The following is a 19,778-nucleotide window of genomic DNA, read 5'->3' as shown; positions in this document are numbered from 1 at the left end:
TCATGACCGACAACACGATGCATCTCGCGGCCGAGACCACCGCGAAGAAAAAGATGAATCTGGTGCAGCTCACCTTCATCGTCGCCGTGAACATGATGGGGTCGGGCATCATTATGCTCCCCGCCAACATGGCGCAGGTCGGTGCAATCTCGCTCCTTTCCTGGCTGGTGACCGCCGTCGGCTCGATGGCGATCGCCTATGGCTTTGCTCAGGCCGGATTGTTCAATCAGCGCCCCGGGGGCATGTCCGCCTACGCGGAAGATGCCTATGGAAAAGACGGCTATTTCCTGGTGTTCTTCCTGTATTTCCTGTCGCTCGCCATCGGCAATGTGGCGATTGGTATTTCGGCCGTCGGTTATCTCGCCGGCTTCTTTCCGGTGCTGACATCCACGCCCATCATGACCTGCCTGGCGCTGATCGTGCTTCTCTGGCTGACGACGGCCGCCAATTTCGGCGGTCCGCGCATTACCGGGCGTATCGGTTCGATCACAGTCTGGGGCGTCATCCTTCCGGTCGGGCTGCTGTCGATCATCGGCTGGCTCTGGTTCAGTTCAAGCACATTCGGCGCTGCCTGGAATCCGAAAGGGCTGACACTGGCCCAGGGCATGGGATCGAGCATTTCGCTGACGCTCTGGGCCTTCCTCGGCATGGAGTCGGCGGCGCAGAATTCGGATGCCGTCGAAAACCCAAAGCGTGACGTGCCGCTCGCCTGTATGTTCGGCACGCTCGGGGCAGCCGTCATCTATATCCTGTCGACGACAGTCATTCAGGGCATCGTGCCGAATGCCGAGCTCGCCACTTCAACAGGTCCGTTCGCACTGGCCTATGCCACGATGTTCAATCCGACGATCGGTTCGATCATCATGGCGCTGGCGGTCCTTGCCTGCCTCGGCTCTTTGCTGGGCTGGCAGTTCACGATCGCCCAGACGGCGAAAACCGCTGCCGATGAGCGGATGTTCCCGTCCATATTTTCCCGGGTGAACGAGATGGGCGCGCCGGTCAGCGGCATGATCATTCTAGGCATCGTGCAGACAGGTCTTGCCCTGATGACCATATCGCCGACTTTGAGCGAGCAGTTCTCCGCGCTCGTCAACCTCGCTGTCGTCACCAATGTGCTGCCTTACATCATCGCGCTGTCTGCCCTGTTCGTCATGATGAAGGCCGCTCGCGTGCCGCCGGCGAAATACCGGCTGAATGCCACGATCGCCCTGGTCGGCATGGCTTACAGCGTTTTCGCCATCTATGCCTCCGGCAAGGATGCGGTACTCGGCGGCATGATCGTTACAGGGATCGCTTTCATCATTTACGGGCTTATCGCCCCGCGTTTCGCCAGCGGCGTGAACCGGGCGCCGGCCGAGTAACACAGGGAGGACCAAACATGTCAGGTAGAAATGGTCGCTGGGCGGCAATTGTCGCCTCTGTCCTCGCCGTGATGGCCGTCGCACCGCCCGCGCCCGCCCAGACGCTCGACCGCGTCAGGACGTCCAGCGCGCTGAAATTCGGCTACGACCCCGACGCGAGACCTTTTTCATTCGATGCCCAGCAGGGCAAACCCGATGGCTATGCGGTTGCCCTCTGCAACCGGATAGCCGACAGCCTGAGGGCTCAGCTGAACCTGCCGAAGCTCGACGTGGAATGGGTTTCCCTTTCGGGCGACGCCAAGCTGCGTGCCATACAGGATGGCACGGTGGACCTTGTCTGCGGGGCGGAGCCGGTGACGCTCAGCCGCAGGCAGCAGGTCTCATTCTCACTCCCGATCTTCCCGAGCGGTACCGGGGCGCTGCTCAATGCGAGTGCTCCGCTGGCGCTGCGCGAGGTTCTGCAATATGGCGAGCCATCGAGCCGGCCCGTCTGGCGCGGCGCGCCGGCCCGCACGATCCTCGAGCACAAGACATTCTCCTCGATAGCCGGCACGACAAGCGAAGGCTGGCTGTCCGACAGGATCAAGACCTTTCAGCTCGCGGCAACGGCGACGCCCGTGAACAGCTATCAACAGGGGATCGAGCGTGTCCTGGACGGCAGTTCGGCGGTGCTCTTCGGCGACATGCCGCTTCTGATGGATGCCGCCGCCCGCAGCGACAGCTCCGGCAATCTCATAATCCTCGAGCGTCATTTCACCTACGAACCGCTCGGCCTCGAGCTGGCGCGCGGGGACGAGGATTTTCGCTTGGCCGTCGATCGCGCCCTGAGCCAGGCCTATGCGGCGCAGAATTTCCGGGTGTTTTTTACAACATGGTTTGGCCAGCCTGACGACGCAGTCGTGACCTTCTTCCAGCAGACGGCTCTTCCGGAATGAGGCCGCGAGCAGATCAGGGAAGACGAGCAAGACAGGGATCATTGGCGTCGGCCGGGAGCTAGCGGCAACAGATCATCGCGATCCAGGTAATCGGGGGCCAGGTTATCGGGGGCCAGGTAATCAGGGGCTAGGTGATCAGAGGGGAGTGAAGGTTGAGCCTTCTTTTCAAAGAGATTCGCGATAGCCCCATGCTCTGGCTGCTGGCCGCCGTGCCGGTGGTGTTCGCAGCTGCGGCGCTCTTCCCCGAGGCCCACACGGCGCTTTTCGTCCTGTCGGTGCTGGCCATCGTCCCGTTGGCCGGACTGCTCAGCCATGCGACCGAATCCGTTGCCGCCAAGACGGGTGACGCCGCGGGCGGGCTGCTGAATGCGACCCTCGGCAATCTCACCGAACTGGTCATCGCGCTGGCTGCCCTGCAGGCAGGCGAATATACGCTGGTCAAGGCATCCATCGCCGGAGCGATCGTCACCAACACGCTGTTCATGCTGGGTGCTTCGTTTCTTCTCGGCGGGCTCAAATACCACATTCAGGAGTTCAACCGAGCCAGCGCGCGACTTCAAGCCGGCCTGCTTTTCCTGGCCACAATCGCCCTGCTGATGCCTTCGGCGCTTGGTGGATTGGACTCGGCATCGGTCGCACCAGTCACTCAAACGCTCAGTCTCAGCCTGGCTGCCTTGCTGATCGTCGGGTACGGGCTTGGGCTGTTGTTCACGCTTCGGACGCATCGGGAATTTTTTTCTTCAACGGAACATGCCGAGGCCGGCGAAGCGCCGTGGCCGATCGGCCTTGCTCTGGGCACGCTTGCCGGCGTCACCGTAATCGTGGCCCTGGTGAGCGAGATCTTCGTCGAGTCCGTGCAGGAGGCGGCGGAGGCCTTCGGAATGACCCCCGCCTTTGTCGGTTTCATCGTCGTCGCATTGGTCGGCGGTGCGGCCGAAATGGCCTCGGCATTTTCCGGCGCGCGCAAGAACCGGCTGGATCTGAGCGTGGGCATCGCGCTCGGGAGCGCTTCCCAGATTGCCTTGTTCGTTGCGCCCGTTCTGGTCTTGACGAGTTATTTCATCGGTCCGTCGCCGATGGATCTGCAATTCTGGCCGGGTGCCGTGACGATGATGTTCCTTGCGACGGTGACTGCGATGTTCGTCACCAACAGCGGGCGATCGGCATGGTTTGTCGGCGTCCTGGTGCTGATGGTGTACATGATTTTCGCCATAACGCTGTACGTCCTGCCGCCGGCAGTGCGATGAGGTCCCGCGTTCCCAAACAGGAGCGATCGGGCGGCGGACCGCATACCCGGCAGGTGAGAAGGCTGTTCTTCATCGCACTCGCACAGCAGCTGCGTGTCATCTGGCCGATCCTTTCCGGCATCGTGTCGATCATGGTCGCATCCGGACTGGCAATTTGGCGGATCGAAAATTGGCGGATCGATGAAGCGCTTTATTTTACCTTCGTGACGGGACTTACCATCGGCTACGGCGACTTTACGCCCAAACATGTTTCGGCACGGATACTCGCTTTGGTCATCGGGTTTGCAGGGATCGTGCTGACCGGCGTCATTGCAGCTATCACAGTAAAAGCCTTGAGCGTGACGGACCGAGACGGCAGCTAGGTTTGATCAGATTGCGCCGCCGTACATTTTATTCGTGATCTCGGGGAACGATCCGATACCTTGGTGACTTCGTATCCATTGCAGGGATACGTTGAATGCGGAGCTGATCCATGAGCAAAGAGCGTGGCCGCAGAAAACTGATGTTGCGGCTCCCCGATATCCGGCATCTCCTGGAGAGCATGACCAGTGAAGCGCTCGCGGAGATGTTTGAATCCTACGATCTTGCTGTCGATGCGCTGGAGCGGTTCCGAAGTAAGAGCCCGAGGGAAGAGAAGCTCATCATCGAGTATGAACAGCTCTGCCGCGAAATCGAGCAGGAGGTTGTCGTCTACTGCAAGAACAGGTGAGTCCCGCCAGGCCGCCGCTGGCGCCTCGACGATCGTCATTGCGGGTGTTCGATGCGTTCCGGTTGAGCATCGAATCTCGCGGAGCGGCTATTTTCCGATCCGGTCGAAACCGAAGGCCAGGCCCAGGCTTTCAGCAGTTCGTAGAAGACACCGAGAACGACCGGCCCCAAAAACAGCCCCAGCAGGCCTTGTGACAAGGTGCCGCCGATGACGCCGATCAGTATCACCGGCATTGGAGTGGAGAGGCCGCGCGCCATCAAGATCGGTTTCAGTATGTTATCGATGATCATGATGGGGATCGTCACGACGGTGAAAGCCAAGGCGATCGACATGGGCCAGGAGAACCACGCCCAAATGATGACCGGCAAAAGAATGAGCGCAGGCCCGAGCTGCATCAGGCACAGGACGAGCACAAGAAAGGTCAAGGGGCCGCTCCCCGGAACGTCAAAAAGGGCAAAACACAGTCCGCACAACAGCGCTTGCAGGAAGGCAACGCCAATGACGCCCCGCGATACATTGCGCACCGTGGCTCCCGCCAGCCGGGCAAAGCCGACACCCTTTTCACCGGCGATCCGGCTTGCCAGCACCTGTATGGCTGCAGCCAGGCGTGCTGATCGCGTCAGCAATAGGCCCGAAAGCATGATCGAAACGACAAAGCTCAAAACGCCGCCGCCGATCGAGGCGAGCTTCGTGACGATAACGGCCGTGACTTCACGAATGGGCGCCTGAAACTTGATGATGGTAGCGGCCAGATCGCTTGCAATCCGATTCCAGGCGTCGTGAATCCGCTCGCCGACGACGGGCCATTCCCGAATAGCGACCGGTGCCGAGGGGAGCGTGAAGTTCCCCGTCCGCAGCTTGCCGATCAACGCCTGCGTGGTGTCGGCAAAATTGACCGCAACGAGGGCCAGGGGCGCAATGATCAGGACGAGGCAAAAGACGACGATGATGGCGGCCGCGATGACGGGCCTGTTTCCGATCAGCCTCGAAAGTGCCTCGAATATCGGGAAAAGGGCGACCGCAAGGATGGCCGACCAGATGACGATCAGCGCAAAGGGAGCAATCAGAACGATGGTCCAATAGGCAAAAAGCCCGATGATGCCCAATCGGACAAGATCGCTTATTCTCGCCTCTATCGAAATCTGCCCTGACCCGGCTCCCTGCGCCGCCGTATCGCCTGTGGTCTCCATCGTTGCGTCCCGTCCGCCATGTTCTAGAGCGGTTCAGCTTTTCGCGGAAACGCAGAACTGCTCTAACCTTTTGTTCTGACGCGATTCCCGGCAAAAGCGCTTCGCGCTTTGCCTGGAATTGCTTCAGGCTGAGGTCGTCTTATGACGTCGCGTCCGGCACGACATGGCGGATGCTGTGGTCCTCCATGAAATCCGACGGCCGCTTCTGACGTTTGCCGAGATCGGGTGCTTCGAACTTCACCCGCTCATAAGGGATGGATTGCAGGATGTGCGAGATGCAGTTGACCCGGGCACGTTTCTTGTCATCCGAGGGCACCACCCACCACGGTGCATGGTTGCTGTCGGTCATCCGCAGCATCTCGTCATAGACACGCGTGTAGTCCCACCAGCGCTGATAGGATTCAACATCCATCGGACTGAGTTTCCACTGTCGCAGAGGATCGTCGATCCGGCGTCTGAAACGGCGTTCCTGCTCTTCCTCGCTGACCGTCAGGAAGTATTTCAGTAGAACGACGCCGCTTTCGACGATCGCGGCCTCGAAGCGAGGCGCCAATTCAAGAAAGCGCTGCGCTTTCTTTTCGCTGCAAAATCCCATGACCCGATCAACGCCGGCGCGGTTGTACCAACTGCGGTCGAATATGACGATTTCGCCGGCGGCCGGCATATGAGCGATATAGCGCTGCATGTAGATCTGAGATTTCTCGCGGTCGGTGGGCGCCGGCAGTGCCACGACGCGAAAGACCCGCGGACTGACCTTTTCTGTTATGCGCTTGATCATGCCGCCTTTGCCGGCGGCATCCCGTCCCTCGAAGACGATGACGACTCTCGCACCGGATTTCTTGATCCAGGCTTGCAAATGGGCCAACTCCACCTGCAGTCGCTCGATTTCCTTGTCATAGTCCCATGATTTCTTTTTCTTTTTATCCTTTCCGACGCGGCCTGCCCCTCCATACGTCTTTGCGGGCTCGTAATTCTCGTCCATTTCTCTACCTCCCTTGCGCGAACATATTCTAAAGCGCGTCGCGATCTTTCAGATTCGCTCCTTGCGCTTTAGCTCTTTGTTTTTACGCATGTCGTTGCCGCAAAACCGCTGCACACTTTTGCGCGACATGCTTTAGCCTGCCGACGCGGTGCTGCCGGTCTCGCCGACATTTCCTATCAGCGCTCGCAACGCCTCTTCCCTGCCGTTGAAAAGATTGTGAACACCGATCGCTTCGACGACCCCCGCGCGCTCGAGGATGCCGCGGCTTTCCTCGCTGAGGTCGGTCATTGCGAAAACGATATTCCGCTTTGCCAGGATCTCGGCCACGGCATCGAGCGCGGCTGCGCCGGTGCTGTCGATATGCGTGACGGCGCTGGCATCGAGCACGAGGCATCTGGTTTCGGCAGGGAGTTCCTTCGCTACGGACGCCAGCCGCAGGCGCACGTAATCGGCGTTGTAAAACAGAATGCTGCCTTGGATGGCGAAGACGGCGGCCCCCTCGACAGGGCGCGCTTCCGGAAAGCGGGCAAGATCGAAAAAGCCGTGCCGTCCCTCGATACGTCCAAGAAGACCGTCGCGGGGAAACATCGTCTGACGCAAGAGATAGACGAGCGTTGCCGCAACCGCGACGATGACGCCGTTGAGAACACCGAAGCTGATTGCGCCCCACATGGCGATCAGCGCAAAAATGAATTCCATGCGGCTGATGCGCCAGATCTTTTTCAATTCGTGAATATCGATGAGGCTGATTGCCGCCGTTGCGAGGATTGCGGCGAGCGCGGGAATGGGGAGTATCCGCAGCGCACTGTGAAGGAAAACAAGCGCGGCGATCAGCGTCGCGGCCGATACCAATCCAGCGACCTGAGAGACGCCGCCTGTCGACAGGTTTATCGCGGTTCGGGAATCCGAGACGCTGACGGGAAACGAGCCGAACAAGCCGGGCGCGATGTTGGCGGCGCCAAGTCCGATCAATTCCTGATTGGCGTCGACCTCCTCTCCGGTTCGTGAGCCGAAGCTTCTTGCCGCGACGATGCCTGCGCCGAAGCTGACGAGAAAGATCGCGGCCGAACCGAGCACGATCTTATCGAGAGGCATCTGATGCAATGCAGGCAGAGATAGGCTCGGCATTCCGCTTGGGATATCGCCGACAACTGCAATGCCCCGGCCTTGGAAGTCGAAGATCGCCGAAAGGACGACCGAGAGGACAACCACCAGAACAGGGCCTGGAACTCGGAACCGAAAGGCCCGGACGATCCATAACAGGGCGAACATGATCAGGCCGAGAATGAGCGAAGGCCAGTGGATCAGGCTGCTCTTGGCGAGCATTTCGACGAGCGGCGGGATCAGTCCATCCGATGAGATCTTTACCCCCGTGAAACGACCGATTTGTCCGACAAGGATCGAGAGCGATACGCCGGCGAAGAAACCCACCAGAATGGGACGGGAGAGAAAGCTCGCGAGAACGCCGAGCCTCAGCAGTTTCGCCGCGATGCAGAAGACGCCGACACCAAGCGCAAGGGCCGACGCGATGGCGACCCTGTCGATACCTGCCGTCGTGGGTTCGGCTGCGATGATGGCGCCCATGGCGGCGGCCAGCACGGTCATGGTCGCGGCGTCAGGCCCGACGACCAAAAGCCGGGAAGGACCAAAGATCGCATAGGCGATCGGAGCAACGATGCTGGCATAGATGCCGGTTTCCGGCGGCAGGCCGGCGATGGCGGGATAGGCGATGGCGCTCGGCAAGCCGACTGCGGCAATCGACAGCCCGGCCGGAATGTCACTGCGGAGCCAGTCTCTGTTGAAGCCAGCCAAGCCCCGCAACATCGGAAGACTTCCTATCACCCGCTGGCTCCTTATTCTTTGCCGCTGGCATGATGTATCAATGTTCAAGGAACACGTAGTTCATCCAGCTGCTCATGCGCAGCAGCACCTTGCGCAGAACGGCGACATGGTGCCAATGGTGGGTGTAGACCGCGACCTCCGCGACCACGCCGCCCGGCAGTTGATAATCATCGGTGTTTTCGAGCAACTCGATCCGAGCCAGCGTTTGTCCGGGCGATAGGCGCTCGGGCGATTGCGGGTCGATCAGCGCGCCGCTCGGCTGCAGCTGGCCCTGGGCCATCACATCGATGACCTCTTGCACCCGCGCCTTGAATATCTTGCCGGGTACGGCTTTGAAGGCGACCTCGGCCTCGTCGCCGACGTGGACGCGCTGCAGCGAATTCTGGATGAAGGCTGCCCCCAGCATGCGGTCCTGACTGTCGATGAAGACCATGACCGGCCTGAGCGGAAGGGGATTAGCCATCATTCCAGGGCGGAGGAAGACCTGCGTGACGTAGCCGTCGCTCGGCGCCCGCACCACCGTCTGATCAAGCTCGTATTCGGCATTGTTCAGCTCCGCCTGCAGCCTTGCAACCGTCGGGTTCGTTCCGTTGATGTCAGACTCGTAGGCGAGCCTTGCCTGCGCGGCTTGTGCGCGGGCGGTGTCGACCGTAGCTTCCGACGTCAGATAGATGCCTCGCCGGTTTTCGACCTCGAGTTCGGAAAAGACGGCGCCCCTGCCATTCGTCTTTGCATTCTCGTTCGATTGCTGGAATTTCTCGAATGCCTGCCGGGACCGGTCCCTTGAGGCCTCGGCGCCCGTGACTGCCGCGTTGGCTGCATCCACGGCCGCTTTCAATTGCAGAACGGACTGCTCGGCTTCGGCGAGCGCGGCTTTCTTCTGATCAACCGTGAACTGATAGGGCCGGGGATCGATGCGAAAAAGGATGTCGCCCTTCTTCAGAGGTGCATTCGGTGTCACCGGCACCTCGACGACCTGCCCCCCGACGACGGGAATAACGGGAGCCGAAGTGAAATAGATGCGCCCGTCGCTCGAATAGGGATGATTGTAGCTCATCAAAAGCAGCAGGGTGGAGATGAGGAAGATCCCGCCGAGAACGGCCGTCGCGAGCGTCCACTGGTTTACCGGAATCCTGAATACTTTGAAGATCGTCCAGCAAATCGCGGCATAGGTCAGTATCAGGAGCAGATCCATCAGGCGGTCTCCTTCTCCGGCGCTTGCGCCTCGAGCTCGGCGATCCGGGCATGGAGACGAGCAATTTCCGCATTCGCTTCGGCTTCCGCCGATAATTTTCCGTCCTGCCGGATACCCCAGCCGCGGTCTTCACGGTAAAGCGTCGCCCAGATGAACAGGAACGGCCAGATCGCATGAAGCGTGAAGAGGCTGACCCATCCAGCGACATGGATGGCATCCTGATGGGGGTGATTGCGCGCCTTGGCGATCAGATGCGGAATGTCGTGAATGGCAATCACGGCATAGAAGAGGGTGACCACGACAAAGGCCAATACGCCCAAGGCAAAATAGTCGAGAAACACGACCCCTCCCTTCCGGCTTGGTCTACCCGAGCCGTCGATCGCAAGCGAAGGTGGAATTGTAGGCCCGTTTCGGCGCAAAGGCCCGTAGCATCGCGTAATCTCTATCGGGGCGTTCGCGGGCGACCCGTCTGAGGGAATTGCCTGCGCTCGAAGGAAAGGAGCGAGATCGGCGAGACGAAACCCGTTCGCCGTCTCGTATCGGGCATGGGATGCGTCCTTCAGAAGCCAGCCACCGTAGGATCGCGTATTTTACGTCTCCAGACGGGTCCGCCTGTTATATAGTTTCCACACTGCTTAGCGCAGTTTCGTCGGCGGGGGCGGAGATGGCGTCGGGAGAAAGTGGTTCGACATATCTGTCCGCTCTGGAAACGGCAGAGGCTTATTTTCCCGACCAGGCAAGGCTGGTGCAGCGGCTTTTCTACGTCGATGAGGCTTTTCATAGCATGTGCGAGGATCTCGCTGCCGCGGAGCAGGCTTTGGCGCATGTCGAACAGTTGCCCGACACGTTGAGAGAAGCGCGGCGGCTGGAATATGCAGGCTTGGTCGATGCCTTGTTGAAAGAGATGAGGGAGGCGATTTCACAGTCGAAAATTGTAGTGCTCCGGCGGTCACCCGCCATCGGCCCGAAATCTCCGTGAACGCATCCGTCATTCAACTGAATCTAGGGAGGTCAATGTGCGATGAAAGCAATTTCCCGCAAACTGCTTGGTGGGTTGTCAGCTCTGGCGATCATTGCACTGCAGCCAGCCTTCCCCGTGCGAGCACAGGCCCCTGCGCCGGCTGCGGCGCCCACCCAGTCGAGCGCAGAACAACCCGCGGCTGCCCTTCTTTCGGAGGATGAACTCGAGGTGCTGGTGGCGCGGATCGCGCTTTATCCGGACGAACTGGTCGCGGCGATTTCGGCCGCCTCCCTCTTTCCCCTGCAGATCATCGAAGCGCAGCGTTTCCTGGAAGCGAAAAAGAAAAATGCCGATCTCAAGCCCAAAAGCGATTGGGACGGCAGCGTCGTTTCGCTGCTCAACTACCCTGACATTGTCAAGATGATGAGCGAGGATCTCGATTGGACTCAATCACTCGCCGATGCGCTCGCCAATCAGCAGAAGGACGTGCTGATTGCCATCCAGCAGCTTCGCGACGAGGCGGTGGCAAAGAACATCATTAAGACGGATGACAAGGTGACGGTCGTCACCGAAAACGACAACATCATTATCCGTCCGACCGATCCCGAGAAGATCTATATCCCGCAATATCCGCCGGAAATGCTTTATGAACCGGACTATGCCGCGGCGCCGATCTCCTATTATCCCGATTATTACGACAGCTACTACTATCCGGGTGCCGCGTTCTTTGCCGGAGCGGTCACCGGGCTTGCCTGGGCCGCCGTCGTCAATTGGGACGACTGGGGCGTATGGGGTGGTCGCTGGGACGGCGATATCGACATCGATTGCAACAATTGTCTGAATAATCGCAACTTCAACGGAAAAATGAAGTGGAACGACGTCGACTGGGCGAATGTCGACCGCAGCAAGCTGAGCATCGGCAAAGACCAGCTTGCCAAGCTGGATCGGTCGTCGATCAAATCGGGACTTCAGGCCGACAATCGCAATCAACTGCGAAACAAAGCCGCAGATATCCAGGCAGGCCAGAGGCCGGGCAATCGCGGGACGGCCGCTCGCGCGGAAGATATCCGAAAAAACACGGCGCAAGGACTGAAGGCCAAACCGCAGGCGAACAGGCCGACGGCCGCCAATCGTCAGAACGTATCCCGGCCCGAAACCCGTCCTCAAAAATCGGCCAATCGCCCCTCCAAGCCCGCCCAGAAATCCGTAAAGAAACCCAACAAACCGCAGATGGCTGCCCGGCCCGACAATCGCGGGCGCCAGTCGAGCGCACTCGGCAACGTGCAGTCCGGCCGCCAGCAGACCGTCGCCTCGAAACGAGGTGCGCAAAGCATGGGCGCTCATCGCCCGGCAGCCCGTCCCCAGCATCACTCGCGCCCGATGCCGTCTCGCGGCGGCGGCGGCCGCGGTGGCGGTGGCGGCCGCGGTGGCGGCGGGCGGCGATGACACCCCTTACGAGCCCATGGAGTTACATCATGAGACGTCAATCGATGGTAATCCCGCTCATGCTTGCGACAGCGCTCTGCACGATGCCGACGAAGCCGGCGTTTTCGCAGGGGCAGACGGATCTCGCCGAATACAAGGCGGCAACGCCCTCACCGAAATTCGACAGCCCGTCTCTTGCACTCGATCGGCTGAAATCGGTGCTCGGCTCCAACAATATCGGGGATCTTGGGGATCTGCTCGGTCTGAACGCAGACAAGCTGCGCTCGAGCAACGAGGCAATGATCGCTTATGGATTGATCCGGGAAGGCGCCGAACGACAGATGAGCTTGAAAGACGTCGAAGGTGCCAAGATCGTCGTGATCGGTAATCGACTCTGGCCTCTGCCGTTTCCGCTGACTGAGGACAAGGACGGGAAGTGGTCCTTCGACACGCAGCGCGGCTTCGAGGAGATCATCAATCGGCGCATCGGCGAAAACGAACTCGCGACGATCGACACGATGCATGAATATGTGGCTGCGCAGTATCAATATGTGTCCGACGATCGCGACGGTGACGGTATTTACGAGTTTGCCAAAAAATTGATCAGCAGCCCGGGCAAGCTGGACGGCCTCTACTGGGACCCCAGCGTCTCTGCAGAGGAAAGCCCGGCAAGCGCGCTGGTCGAGACGGCCGCTTTCGGCGCCGCCAAACGTGGGGAAGGTTATTTCGGATACCGCTATCGCATCCTGACCGCCCAGGGCGACAATGTACTGGGCGGCAAACAAAGCTACGTCATCAATGGTTATATGACCGGTGGCTTTGCGCTCGTCGCCTGGCCGGTCACATATCGGGTGACCGGCGTGCAGACCTTTGTCGTCAACGGGATGAGCGTCATCTATCAACGCGATTTGGGGCCGCAAACGGAGCAGCGCGCCGCCGCGATCAAGGAATTCAATCCGGACGCCAATTGGACCATTGTAAGCGAATAGGGTCTTACAGCGCGGCGCGGTCGTCAACCGCCCCATGCACCCGGGGGCGGCTGCATGATGCAACCGCCATGGCGCGATTGGAATAGCGTTTGTTGCCCGTGACTTCCCGGCCAAGCCATTTCGGCAGGGCCGGAAGATCATCTTCGCTCGCTATCTCGATCTCGGCGAGCGTCAATCCTTCATAGACTCCGGCAAAGACGTCTACATCCCAGTTTCTGCCCTCGTACAGAACCCGGTAGCGGGTCTTTTCAATGACGTGGCCAGTCGCATGGAGAAGCAGGTCCCGTGCCTCCTCGACAGGAATCTCGTATTCATATTCGTCCTTGGCGAGCCCTGCTGTGTGGAATTTGATTGTCAGGCAAGCAGAACGGTCGTCGATCAAGCGAACACGTACCGAGTTCTTATCTCGAGACAGATAGGCCTGCTGCAGGACATGCGACATGCCGGCGCAATCGCGCCAGCTATCGTTACGCACGAGAAATTTGCGCTCGATCTCGATTGCTTTCAAGTTGATGCCTCTATCTGCTGCCGGTCACTCGACGGGCGGCTCCCAAGTGAGGAAGAAGCCGACGTCTCCCGGCATGCCGTCCGGGAAGCTGATGATCATGGCCTTCAACCCGTAACCCTGCGGTCTGGCAACTTCCTCGAAGAGTTCGAGGAGTTCCTTTGCCTTTCCCTGCAGTGTCTTCTGCCATCCGGACAGGTTGTTGTTGATGGCCCGGCCGCTGTCCGTGCAGAAGGTCGACGGAAAGCTGTAAATCAGCGCCTCATATTTGCCGTCTGCGGCCGCTTTCATGACCAGCCGCTTGATGACGGCGCGTTCCGCTTCGCCAATCTGCTTGCGGAAAAAATCCTCGACGAACTCCGCGTGTTTCTTTGCTTCACGCGCCTTGATCTTTTCGCTGCGCTCCATCTCGACAAGCTGAAGCTCCAGAGCGCGTTTGCGCAGTTCCTCTGCGCTTGTCATGGGATGGGGTGTAGAGGTCTCAGGTGATGTCATCGCAGGCTCCTCCAGAGAATACATGGCGATGATAGAGCGCGCGTGGAGCCTAAGGCAGTAAAATACATGTCGGTGCCGGTAGAATACGGTATCCTACGCGGGCATTTCGTAAACTGTGACTTACGTCCGTCATTTGGCTATTCATGGGATCCGGTCAGCATTGGTTAGGTTATTCGGCTGGGCGGCATTGCCGTCACGCCTGACGGGGACTACTGTTTAGGACTGCGTGCAGCTGGTTGTTCGCAATCGGAGTCTGGGGGAACCGATGACGAGTGCAGGCATAAACAGGGTCACCGCCTCACAGGAGGAGGTGCAGCAGCAACTCCAGCGCATTCTTTCCAGCCGGGAATTCCGCCTTCCCGAACGGGCAAGGCGTTTCCTTGAATTCGTGGTCACGGAAACGCTTGCAGGCCGTCGCGACTACCTGAAGGCCTTTACCATCGCACAGGCCGTTTTTGGCAGAGACGCGAACTTCGATGCCCAACAGGATCCCTGCGTTCGCATCGAAGCCGGTCGGCTGAGACGGGAACTGGAACACTACTACCTGACCGCCGGCGACGCGGACCGGATCATCATCACCATCCCCAAGGGCGGCTACGCGCCGGTCTTCGATGTCATCAGCAGCGCTGAACCCAATGATATCTCGCCGCTCAAGCAGTCCGATCTGCCAAGCTCGTCAGACGACAATAACGCTCAGATCAGTGCGGCTGCGGATACGATCAGCCGGGACCAGGCGGACCGGCGCTTATCGCCGGGCCGATATTGGCTTCTTGCGGCAGTTGCGGTGATCGTCCTGGCCTCGGCGGCGGCCCTCCTTCAGCAGGTCGGGTCGCCGAGCACGGAGCGTGAAACGATATCAGGAGCTGATAATCGCCCTACCATTATCGTCGAGCGTTTCGAAAGCGCCTCCGACGGGAGCCTTGCCTCCGACATCTCTCGCGGCATCACCGACGACATCATCGAGAAGCTGGTCCGCTTCAATGATATCGTTGTCGTCACCGCCATGCCGCGGAATAGAACCGGCGAAGTTTTGTCGCAGCCGCTTTATGCCCTCCAAGGAAGTGTGCGGCTCGAAGGCAGCAAGCTGCGCTCGACAGCCAGACTCGTGCGGCGGGCGGATGCCGCCGTCATCTGGGCAAGTAATTATGATGCCGACATGAAGGTGCAAGGCATCCCACAAACGCAAGCGAGCCTTGCCGGGGATATCGCGACGGCGGTCGCGCGTCCGTTCGGCGTCATGTTCCAGACCGATACCGCGACCATCGCCGGAAGCACGGACGCTTTTTCATGCGTTCTATCCTACTATAGCTACCGCAGCGAAATGACCGTGCAGGCGCACGAGGTGGCAAAATCCTGCCTGCAGCAGGCCGTGGAAAAAGTGCCGTCCGATTCCAATATCTTCGCCCTTCTTTCGTTGATTCATCTCGACGAGTTCCGCTTTTCATACCAACTTCACACGAAATCGACGGCTGCCACGCTCGACCTCGCGAAGGAACTTGCCGAGCAGGCCGTGCGGCTCGACCCAAAGAATGCACGCGCTCTTCAGGCACTGATGCTTGCCAACTTTTTCGGCAATGATCCGGCCGGAGCCCTGAGCGCCGGCGCTGCCGCCTATGCCAGCAATCCGAACGATACCGAGGTGGCAGGTGAATACGGCCTGCGCCTGTCGATGTCGGGGGAATGGGATAGAGGCTGCACGCTGATTTCGGAGGCAGTCGGCAAGAATGCCGGACCACGCGGATATTACGAGGTCGGAATGGCGCTCTGTGCCTTCATGCGGGGCGATACGCAGGCTGCGGAACTATGGTCGCGCATGTCGGACCTCAATTACAATCCGATGCATCGTCTCGTATTGCTCTCCATTCTCGGCACGCTTGGAAAAAAACAGCAAGCAGAGGAACAGCTTGAGTGGATCAGGCGCGAGTCACCCGCATTGATCCCGAACATCAGACAGGAGGTCGCCAGGCGGCTGGCGCGGACCGAAGATCAAAAGCGTTTTATTTCGGGAATTGAAGCCGCTGGCCTGTCTGTGCAATAGGGCGAAGCTTGGATCATCGCCAAGCTCTGAGGCTGGAGCGGCTGCCTCCTCCAAGCTGCCGGGCCCCATCACCTTCTTCAATGGCCTACAATACTTCAAAGCATGTGCCGCTGGTTGGGCCTTGCGAGATGTGTAATCCCTTAGTGTTCTGACGGGACGAGGGACGAGCCAAACGAGACGGGGCGGGGATGGAGAGGTCGCGGCATATCCTCTTCGCCCCGTTTACGGGGAGAGGTGCCGGCAGCCGAATAAGGGGTTGATTTTATAAAAATTTCCAATATTTACAATAATTTAATTGATTGAATTGAATCCATTCACTCTAGGGAAGGAAGCATGACGACGATCCGCAGGCCTGGGGAAGTCTATGATTTCTGGTTCGTCAGATGCGGCCGGGAGCTGTGGTTCCGTGCGACGCCGGAGCTTGACGCCGAGATCCGCGAAGGCTTCCGCGATACCCATCTGGCGCTTGCCGCGGGCGTCCGGGACGAATGGCGGGCCGACCCGGAAAGCCGGCTGGCGGCCGTCATCGTGCTCGACCAGTTTCCCCGCAATATCTATCGCGGCACCCCGCTTGCCGTCGCGACCGACGGGCTGGCGCTTCGGGAAGCCAAGCTCGCGCTCGCAGCAGGCGCCGACCAGGCGGTTGAAGCGGCATGCCGCACCTTTTTCTACATGCCCTTCGAACATGCCGAAGACCTTGACGAGCAGGAACGTTCGGTGGCGTTGTTCACCGCGCTTGGCGATGAGGAATATCGCGATTATGCGATCCGCCACCGCGACGTGATCGCCGCCTATGGCCGTTTTCCGCACCGCAATGCCATGCTCGGGCGGGAGTCGACGGCGGCGGAGCGCGACTATCTCTCCAGGCCCGATGCCGGTTTCTGAGGCTTTCCGGGGATATTCCGCCTTTCTGTCGCCTTTCTTTGCTATGACAAGCAGGCATTCTATCCTGACGACAACCCTTCCGGAGGCGCTTTTGCGGCTGAGACCGATCCTGCTTCGCACCATTCTTCTGCTGACGCTGGCGGTCGCGGGCGCGCATTTCAATGGTGCTGCGGCCTTCGCCCAGGAGCCGCAGGCACCGGCTGCCGCGCAGGAGGCACCGCTTACCGATACGCCACTCGATCAGGCGGCGAAGGAGATCGACAAGGCGAAGGTCCAACTGACGGCGCTTCAGGACGGCGCCAAGCAGAGTGCCGACAATGACGATGCCCTGGTCGGGCTCGCCACCAAGGCTGACGAGCTTAGCCGCGCCGTCATCACCATATCGGTCAATCTCCGGCCGCGGTTCGACCAGATCAAGAACCGGCTTGCCGAGATCGGCGATCCGCCGAAGGACGGGCAGCCGCCCGAGGCGAAGATTGTCACGGACGAGCGCAATGCGCTGACTGCCGAGCGTGCGCAGATCAACGCGGTGACCGGTGACGCCGAAAACCTGTCGATCGCGGTGACGAAGCTCCTCAACGAAATCATCGAAATGCGGCGGCGGCTTTTCGCCGACACGCTTTTCAGGCGCACCGAGATCTCCGTCTCGGTGCTCGACGATGCCGTGAGCGCTTTCGTGCACGAGGCCAGCGAATTCTCGCAGGCTTTGTCGAGCTGGGCCTCTTTCGTCTGGAAGTTCAAGCGGTTCCCGCTGTTTGCCGCGATCTTCCTGTCGCTTGCTTCGGCGCTCATTCTGCTATCCGGCAGCTATCGGCTGTTCGGCTCGTATCTGCGCCGGGACGAGGCGATCGAGAACCCGTCCTATATCGGCCGGCTGTCGATCGCCTTCTGGTCGACGCTGATCCGCACCCTGGCGCTTTCGGTACTGCTCGTCACCTCGTTCTTCTTCCTCAATAGTTTCAATGTTCTGCGGCCCGACATCGCACCTGTCATCGGCGCCCTGTTTGCGGCGATCGGGCTCGTCTATTTCGTCGGCCGTTTCGTCAACGCCATCTTTGCACCGGACGAACCTCGCTGGCGGCTCGTCCGGCTTTCCAATCTCGGCGCACGCTCGATCGGCTATTGCCTGCTGGCGATGGCGATCGTCAACGCGCTCGATTATCTGTTCGGGACGATCGGCGAGGCGATGGGCTCGCCGCTGGTGCTGACCGTGGTCAGGAGCCTGATTGCCGCGCTGATCATTGGCCTGATCCTGATCGCGGCCTCGTTCGGCAAACCGATGCTGGCGAAGAACGGCGATCCCGATGCGCCGGGCCGGCATTGGCCGCGCGGCATGGGGATCATCCTGCGCGTCGTTGGCGCCGGTCTCATCCTCACCGCGCTGAGCGGTTATGTCGGGCTGGCGCGCTTCGTCGCCACGCAGCTCATCATCACCGGCGCGGTCGTTGCCACCATGTATGTCGGCCTGCTCTCCGGCAAGGCGATATCAAAGCAGGAAAGCTTCGGCGACACCTTCTTTGCAAGCTTCCTGACGCGCCGCTTCAAGCTTGGGCCGGTGGCGATCGACCAGGCCGGCTTGCTCGTCGGCCTTGCCATCTATGCGGTGGCGCTTCTCGTCGGCATCCCGCTGATCCTGCTGCTCTGGGGCTTCCATGTGCAGGATCTGCAGTTGATCGCCTACCGGCTGTTCACCGAGGTCAGGCTCGGCGGCATCAGCATCTCGCTGCTCGGCATCTGCACCGGGATTCTGCTGTTTGCCGGCGTCTACCTGCTGACACGCTGGCTGCAGCGCTGGCTCGACGGCAATGTGATGGCAAGAAGCCATGTCGATCTCGGCGTGCGCAATTCGGTCAAAACAGGCATCGGCTATCTCGGCGTCGGCATCGCGGCGATCATCGGCGTTTCGGCGGCCGGCATCGATCTGTCGAGCTTCGCGCTCGTCGCCTCAGCACTTTCGGTCGGCATCGGTTTCGGCTTGCAGAACATCGTTTCCAACTTCGTCTCCGGCTTGATCCTGCTCGTCGAGCGGCCGTTCAAGGTCGGAGACCATGTTGTATCAGGCACGGCCGAAGGCATAGTCAAGCGTATCTCGGTGCGCGCCACCGAGATCGAGACCTTCCGCAAGCAGTCGATCATTGTGCCGAATTCGGAGCTGATCAACGGGCTCGTCGGCAACTGGACGCATCGCAACAAGATCGGCCGTTCGGAAATCCCCGTATCCGTCAGCTACAACGCCGATCCGCAGAAGGTGATGGATATCCTGCTGGAACTGACCGCCAAGATTCCGCTCGTCATGCGCAATCCCGAGCCGCATGTCGAATTTTTGCGTTTCGGTCCCTATTCGCTGGATTTCGAGCTGCGCTTCTTCCTCGCCGACATGGGCGACGGCATGACGGTGCGCAACAATTTGAGGATTGAGATCCTCCAGCGCTTCAAGGCCGAGGGGATCGAGATCCCGTTGCCGCAGAGCGATCTCACCATCCATCGAGAGGCTCCTCCCGTCCTTGTCGATGCGGGCAGGGATCGGAAGGGCGACCAAGAAAATCCAGGGGATAAGCCCATGGAGGAGGAAGAGCGGCCGGTGCGGCAATTGCGCAGCCGGACGGCGGACGGCAATCTCAAGAGCTGAACGGGTCATTCAGCCATCATTCACGGGTGTGCGTGCATGATCCCTTCCATCGGGATCGCTGCCGGGGGCAGCACCGATCGTTCGAGGGGAGGGCGCGCCAGCGCCGCCGCACATGATGGCAAGATTTGCCGCCGTTCTGCTTGTCCCGCTGCTTGCCGCGCCCGCGGCTTATGCGGCATCCGTTACCAACACCGATCCGGCGGCCGTCGTGCTCGTCATCACCGAGAGCGGCCAGCGCGTCGAGGTTGTGGTCGATGCCGGCGCTTCGGAAAGCCTCTGCCCCTCCGGTTGCTTCATGACGACGCCCGACGGCGACCGCATCGGACTCGACGGCGGCGAGACTATCGACATCGTCAAGGGCTCGGCCGTCGTCAAGTAGCGACTGCACTG

General features: G+C 60.1%; 19 protein-coding genes. 12 read left to right on the top strand and 7 right to left on the bottom strand.

The genetic code is table 11. The annotated features are described in order from the left end of the window. The first annotated feature begins 2 nt into the window (after positions 1-2). From potE to FHT79_RS05150, 5 genes are all read left to right on the top strand, one after another. Positions 3-1,361 carry a putrescine-ornithine antiporter gene (gene potE, locus FHT79_RS05170; RefSeq protein ID WP_028757847.1) on the top strand — a complete coding sequence of 453 codons (1,359 nt, stop codon included), beginning with the start codon at positions 3-5 and terminating at the stop codon, positions 1,359-1,361. Positions 1,362-1,432: 71 nt separating this feature from the next. Next, complete coding sequence (locus FHT79_RS05165; protein WP_244604787.1) at positions 1,433-2,296, top strand: amino acid ABC transporter substrate-binding protein; 864 nt, start codon at positions 1,433-1,435, stop codon at positions 2,294-2,296. A gap of 152 nt (positions 2,297-2,448) precedes the next feature. After that, on the top strand, positions 2,449-3,543 hold the full coding sequence (cax, locus tag FHT79_RS05160) for a calcium/proton exchanger (RefSeq protein ID WP_028757849.1): 1,095 nt from the start codon (positions 2,449-2,451) through the stop codon (positions 3,541-3,543). Beyond that, positions 3,540-3,905 (top strand): potassium channel family protein, encoded by a 366-nt coding sequence (locus tag FHT79_RS05155; RefSeq protein ID WP_028757850.1) that lies wholly within the window; start codon positions 3,540-3,542, stop codon positions 3,903-3,905. Before cax ends, FHT79_RS05155 begins: the two co-directional genes overlap by 4 nt. A 110-nt stretch (positions 3,906-4,015) precedes the next feature. Continuing rightward, complete coding sequence (locus FHT79_RS05150; RefSeq protein WP_028756251.1) at positions 4,016-4,252, top strand: hypothetical protein; 237 nt, start codon at positions 4,016-4,018, stop codon at positions 4,250-4,252. A 35-nt stretch (positions 4,253-4,287) separates the two neighbouring features. Here FHT79_RS05150 and FHT79_RS05145 read toward each other — a convergent pair whose 3' ends face one another. The 5 genes from FHT79_RS05145 to FHT79_RS05125 all read right to left on the bottom strand — a co-directional run bounded on the left by FHT79_RS05145 (position 4,288) and on the right by FHT79_RS05125 (position 9,802). Then, on the bottom strand, positions 4,288-5,442 hold the full coding sequence (locus FHT79_RS05145) for an AI-2E family transporter (protein WP_028756252.1): 1,155 nt from the start codon (positions 5,440-5,442) through the stop codon (positions 4,288-4,290). A gap of 139 nt (positions 5,443-5,581) precedes the next feature. Then, the gene (gene ppk2, locus FHT79_RS05140) at positions 5,582-6,424 is read right to left on the bottom strand and encodes a polyphosphate kinase 2 (protein ID WP_183903023.1); all 843 of its coding nucleotides are present in this window, start codon (positions 6,422-6,424) and stop codon (positions 5,582-5,584) included. 132 nt (positions 6,425-6,556) lie between these two features. Continuing rightward, the gene (locus tag FHT79_RS05135; protein ID WP_210304718.1) at positions 6,557-8,248 is read right to left on the bottom strand and encodes a SulP family inorganic anion transporter; all 1,692 of its coding nucleotides are present in this window, start codon (positions 8,246-8,248) and stop codon (positions 6,557-6,559) included. A gap of 55 nt (positions 8,249-8,303) precedes the next feature. Beyond that, positions 8,304-9,461, bottom strand: a complete 1,158-nt coding sequence (locus FHT79_RS05130) for an HlyD family secretion protein (protein ID WP_028757851.1) — start codon at positions 9,459-9,461, stop codon at positions 8,304-8,306. Further along, positions 9,461-9,802 carry a DUF3302 domain-containing protein gene (locus FHT79_RS05125; RefSeq protein WP_028756256.1) on the bottom strand — a complete coding sequence of 114 codons (342 nt, stop codon included), beginning with the start codon at positions 9,800-9,802 and terminating at the stop codon, positions 9,461-9,463. The genes FHT79_RS05130 and FHT79_RS05125 overlap by 1 nt, the downstream gene beginning before the upstream one ends. A 323-nt stretch (positions 9,803-10,125) precedes the next feature. Between FHT79_RS05125 and FHT79_RS05120 the strand changes: the two genes are divergently transcribed. From FHT79_RS05120 to FHT79_RS05110, 3 genes are read left to right on the top strand one after another with little or no spacing between them, the layout of a single operon-like run. Further along, complete coding sequence (locus FHT79_RS05120; RefSeq protein ID WP_028757852.1) at positions 10,126-10,440, top strand: hypothetical protein; 315 nt, start codon at positions 10,126-10,128, stop codon at positions 10,438-10,440. A gap of 42 nt (positions 10,441-10,482) precedes the next feature. Then, on the top strand, positions 10,483-11,868 hold the full coding sequence (locus FHT79_RS05115) for a DUF3300 domain-containing protein (RefSeq protein WP_047610337.1): 1,386 nt from the start codon (positions 10,483-10,485) through the stop codon (positions 11,866-11,868). Positions 11,869-11,897: 29 nt separating this feature from the next. Then, positions 11,898-12,836 carry a DUF2950 family protein gene (locus tag FHT79_RS05110; RefSeq protein WP_028757189.1) on the top strand — a complete coding sequence of 313 codons (939 nt, stop codon included), beginning with the start codon at positions 11,898-11,900 and terminating at the stop codon, positions 12,834-12,836. Between the two features lie 4 nt (positions 12,837-12,840). Here the strand turns inward: FHT79_RS05110 and FHT79_RS05105 are convergent, their stop codons facing one another. Continuing rightward, positions 12,841-13,344, bottom strand: a complete 504-nt coding sequence (locus tag FHT79_RS05105) for a CYTH domain-containing protein (protein WP_049816532.1) — start codon at positions 13,342-13,344, stop codon at positions 12,841-12,843. 24 nt (positions 13,345-13,368) lie between these two features. Further along, positions 13,369-13,836: a hypothetical protein gene (locus tag FHT79_RS05100; protein ID WP_028758642.1), complete on the bottom strand. Its 468-nt coding sequence runs from the start codon at positions 13,834-13,836 to the stop codon at positions 13,369-13,371. A 265-nt stretch (positions 13,837-14,101) separates the two neighbouring features. Here FHT79_RS05100 and FHT79_RS05095 point away from each other — a divergent pair, with 265 nt between their 5' ends. The 4 genes from FHT79_RS05095 to FHT79_RS05080 all read left to right on the top strand — a co-directional run bounded on the left by FHT79_RS05095 (position 14,102) and on the right by FHT79_RS05080 (position 19,767). Further along, positions 14,102-15,874, top strand: a complete 1,773-nt coding sequence (locus FHT79_RS05095; protein ID WP_028758641.1) for a membrane protein — start codon at positions 14,102-14,104, stop codon at positions 15,872-15,874. Between the two features lie 333 nt (positions 15,875-16,207). Beyond that, complete coding sequence (locus FHT79_RS05090; RefSeq protein ID WP_028757186.1) at positions 16,208-16,759, top strand: DUF924 family protein; 552 nt, start codon at positions 16,208-16,210, stop codon at positions 16,757-16,759. Between the two features lie 91 nt (positions 16,760-16,850). Then, the gene (locus FHT79_RS05085; RefSeq protein ID WP_028758640.1) at positions 16,851-19,388 is read left to right on the top strand and encodes a mechanosensitive ion channel family protein; all 2,538 of its coding nucleotides are present in this window, start codon (positions 16,851-16,853) and stop codon (positions 19,386-19,388) included. Positions 19,389-19,500: 112 nt separating this feature from the next. Further along, complete coding sequence (locus tag FHT79_RS05080; protein WP_028758639.1) at positions 19,501-19,767, top strand: hypothetical protein; 267 nt, start codon at positions 19,501-19,503, stop codon at positions 19,765-19,767. The last annotated feature ends 11 nt before the right edge of the window (positions 19,768-19,778 follow it).

The organism is Rhizobium sp. BK212 (assembly GCF_014197475.1).
Taxonomy (GTDB): domain Bacteria; phylum Pseudomonadota; class Alphaproteobacteria; order Rhizobiales; family Rhizobiaceae; genus Rhizobium; species Rhizobium anhuiense.
The sequence above is the reverse complement of the archived record's forward strand: the minus strand, read 5'-3'. Positions and strand labels throughout refer to the sequence as shown.

What these genes read in the sequence shown, in the direction of transcription:
- FHT79_RS05155 (WP_028757850.1), top strand. Translation starts at nt 3,540, where the DNA reads ATGAGGTCCCGCGTTCCCAAACAGGAGCGATCGGGCGGCGGACCGCAT.
- FHT79_RS05135 (WP_210304718.1), bottom strand. Translation starts at nt 8,248, where the DNA reads ATGTTGCGGGGCTTGGCTGGCTTCAACAGAGACTGGCTCCGCAGTGAC.
- FHT79_RS05165 (WP_244604787.1), top strand. Translation starts at nt 1,433, where the DNA reads ATGGCCGTCGCACCGCCCGCGCCCGCCCAGACGCTCGACCGCGTCAGG.
- FHT79_RS05090 (WP_028757186.1), top strand. Translation starts at nt 16,208, where the DNA reads ATGACGACGATCCGCAGGCCTGGGGAAGTCTATGATTTCTGGTTCGTC.
- FHT79_RS05095 (WP_028758641.1), top strand. Translation starts at nt 14,102, where the DNA reads ATGACGAGTGCAGGCATAAACAGGGTCACCGCCTCACAGGAGGAGGTG.
- FHT79_RS05115 (WP_047610337.1), top strand. Translation starts at nt 10,483, where the DNA reads ATGAAAGCAATTTCCCGCAAACTGCTTGGTGGGTTGTCAGCTCTGGCG.
- FHT79_RS05120 (WP_028757852.1), top strand. Translation starts at nt 10,126, where the DNA reads ATGGCGTCGGGAGAAAGTGGTTCGACATATCTGTCCGCTCTGGAAACG.
- FHT79_RS05110 (WP_028757189.1), top strand. Translation starts at nt 11,898, where the DNA reads ATGAGACGTCAATCGATGGTAATCCCGCTCATGCTTGCGACAGCGCTC.
- FHT79_RS05145 (WP_028756252.1), bottom strand. Translation starts at nt 5,442, where the DNA reads ATGGAGACCACAGGCGATACGGCGGCGCAGGGAGCCGGGTCAGGGCAG.
- FHT79_RS05080 (WP_028758639.1), top strand. Translation starts at nt 19,501, where the DNA reads ATGATGGCAAGATTTGCCGCCGTTCTGCTTGTCCCGCTGCTTGCCGCG.
- FHT79_RS05130 (WP_028757851.1), bottom strand. Translation starts at nt 9,461, where the DNA reads ATGGATCTGCTCCTGATACTGACCTATGCCGCGATTTGCTGGACGATC.
- FHT79_RS05150 (WP_028756251.1), top strand. Translation starts at nt 4,016, where the DNA reads ATGAGCAAAGAGCGTGGCCGCAGAAAACTGATGTTGCGGCTCCCCGAT.
- FHT79_RS05100 (WP_028758642.1), bottom strand. Translation starts at nt 13,836, where the DNA reads ATGACATCACCTGAGACCTCTACACCCCATCCCATGACAAGCGCAGAG.
- ppk2 (WP_183903023.1), bottom strand. Translation starts at nt 6,424, where the DNA reads ATGGACGAGAATTACGAGCCCGCAAAGACGTATGGAGGGGCAGGCCGC.
- potE (WP_028757847.1), top strand. Translation starts at nt 3, where the DNA reads ATGACCGACAACACGATGCATCTCGCGGCCGAGACCACCGCGAAGAAA.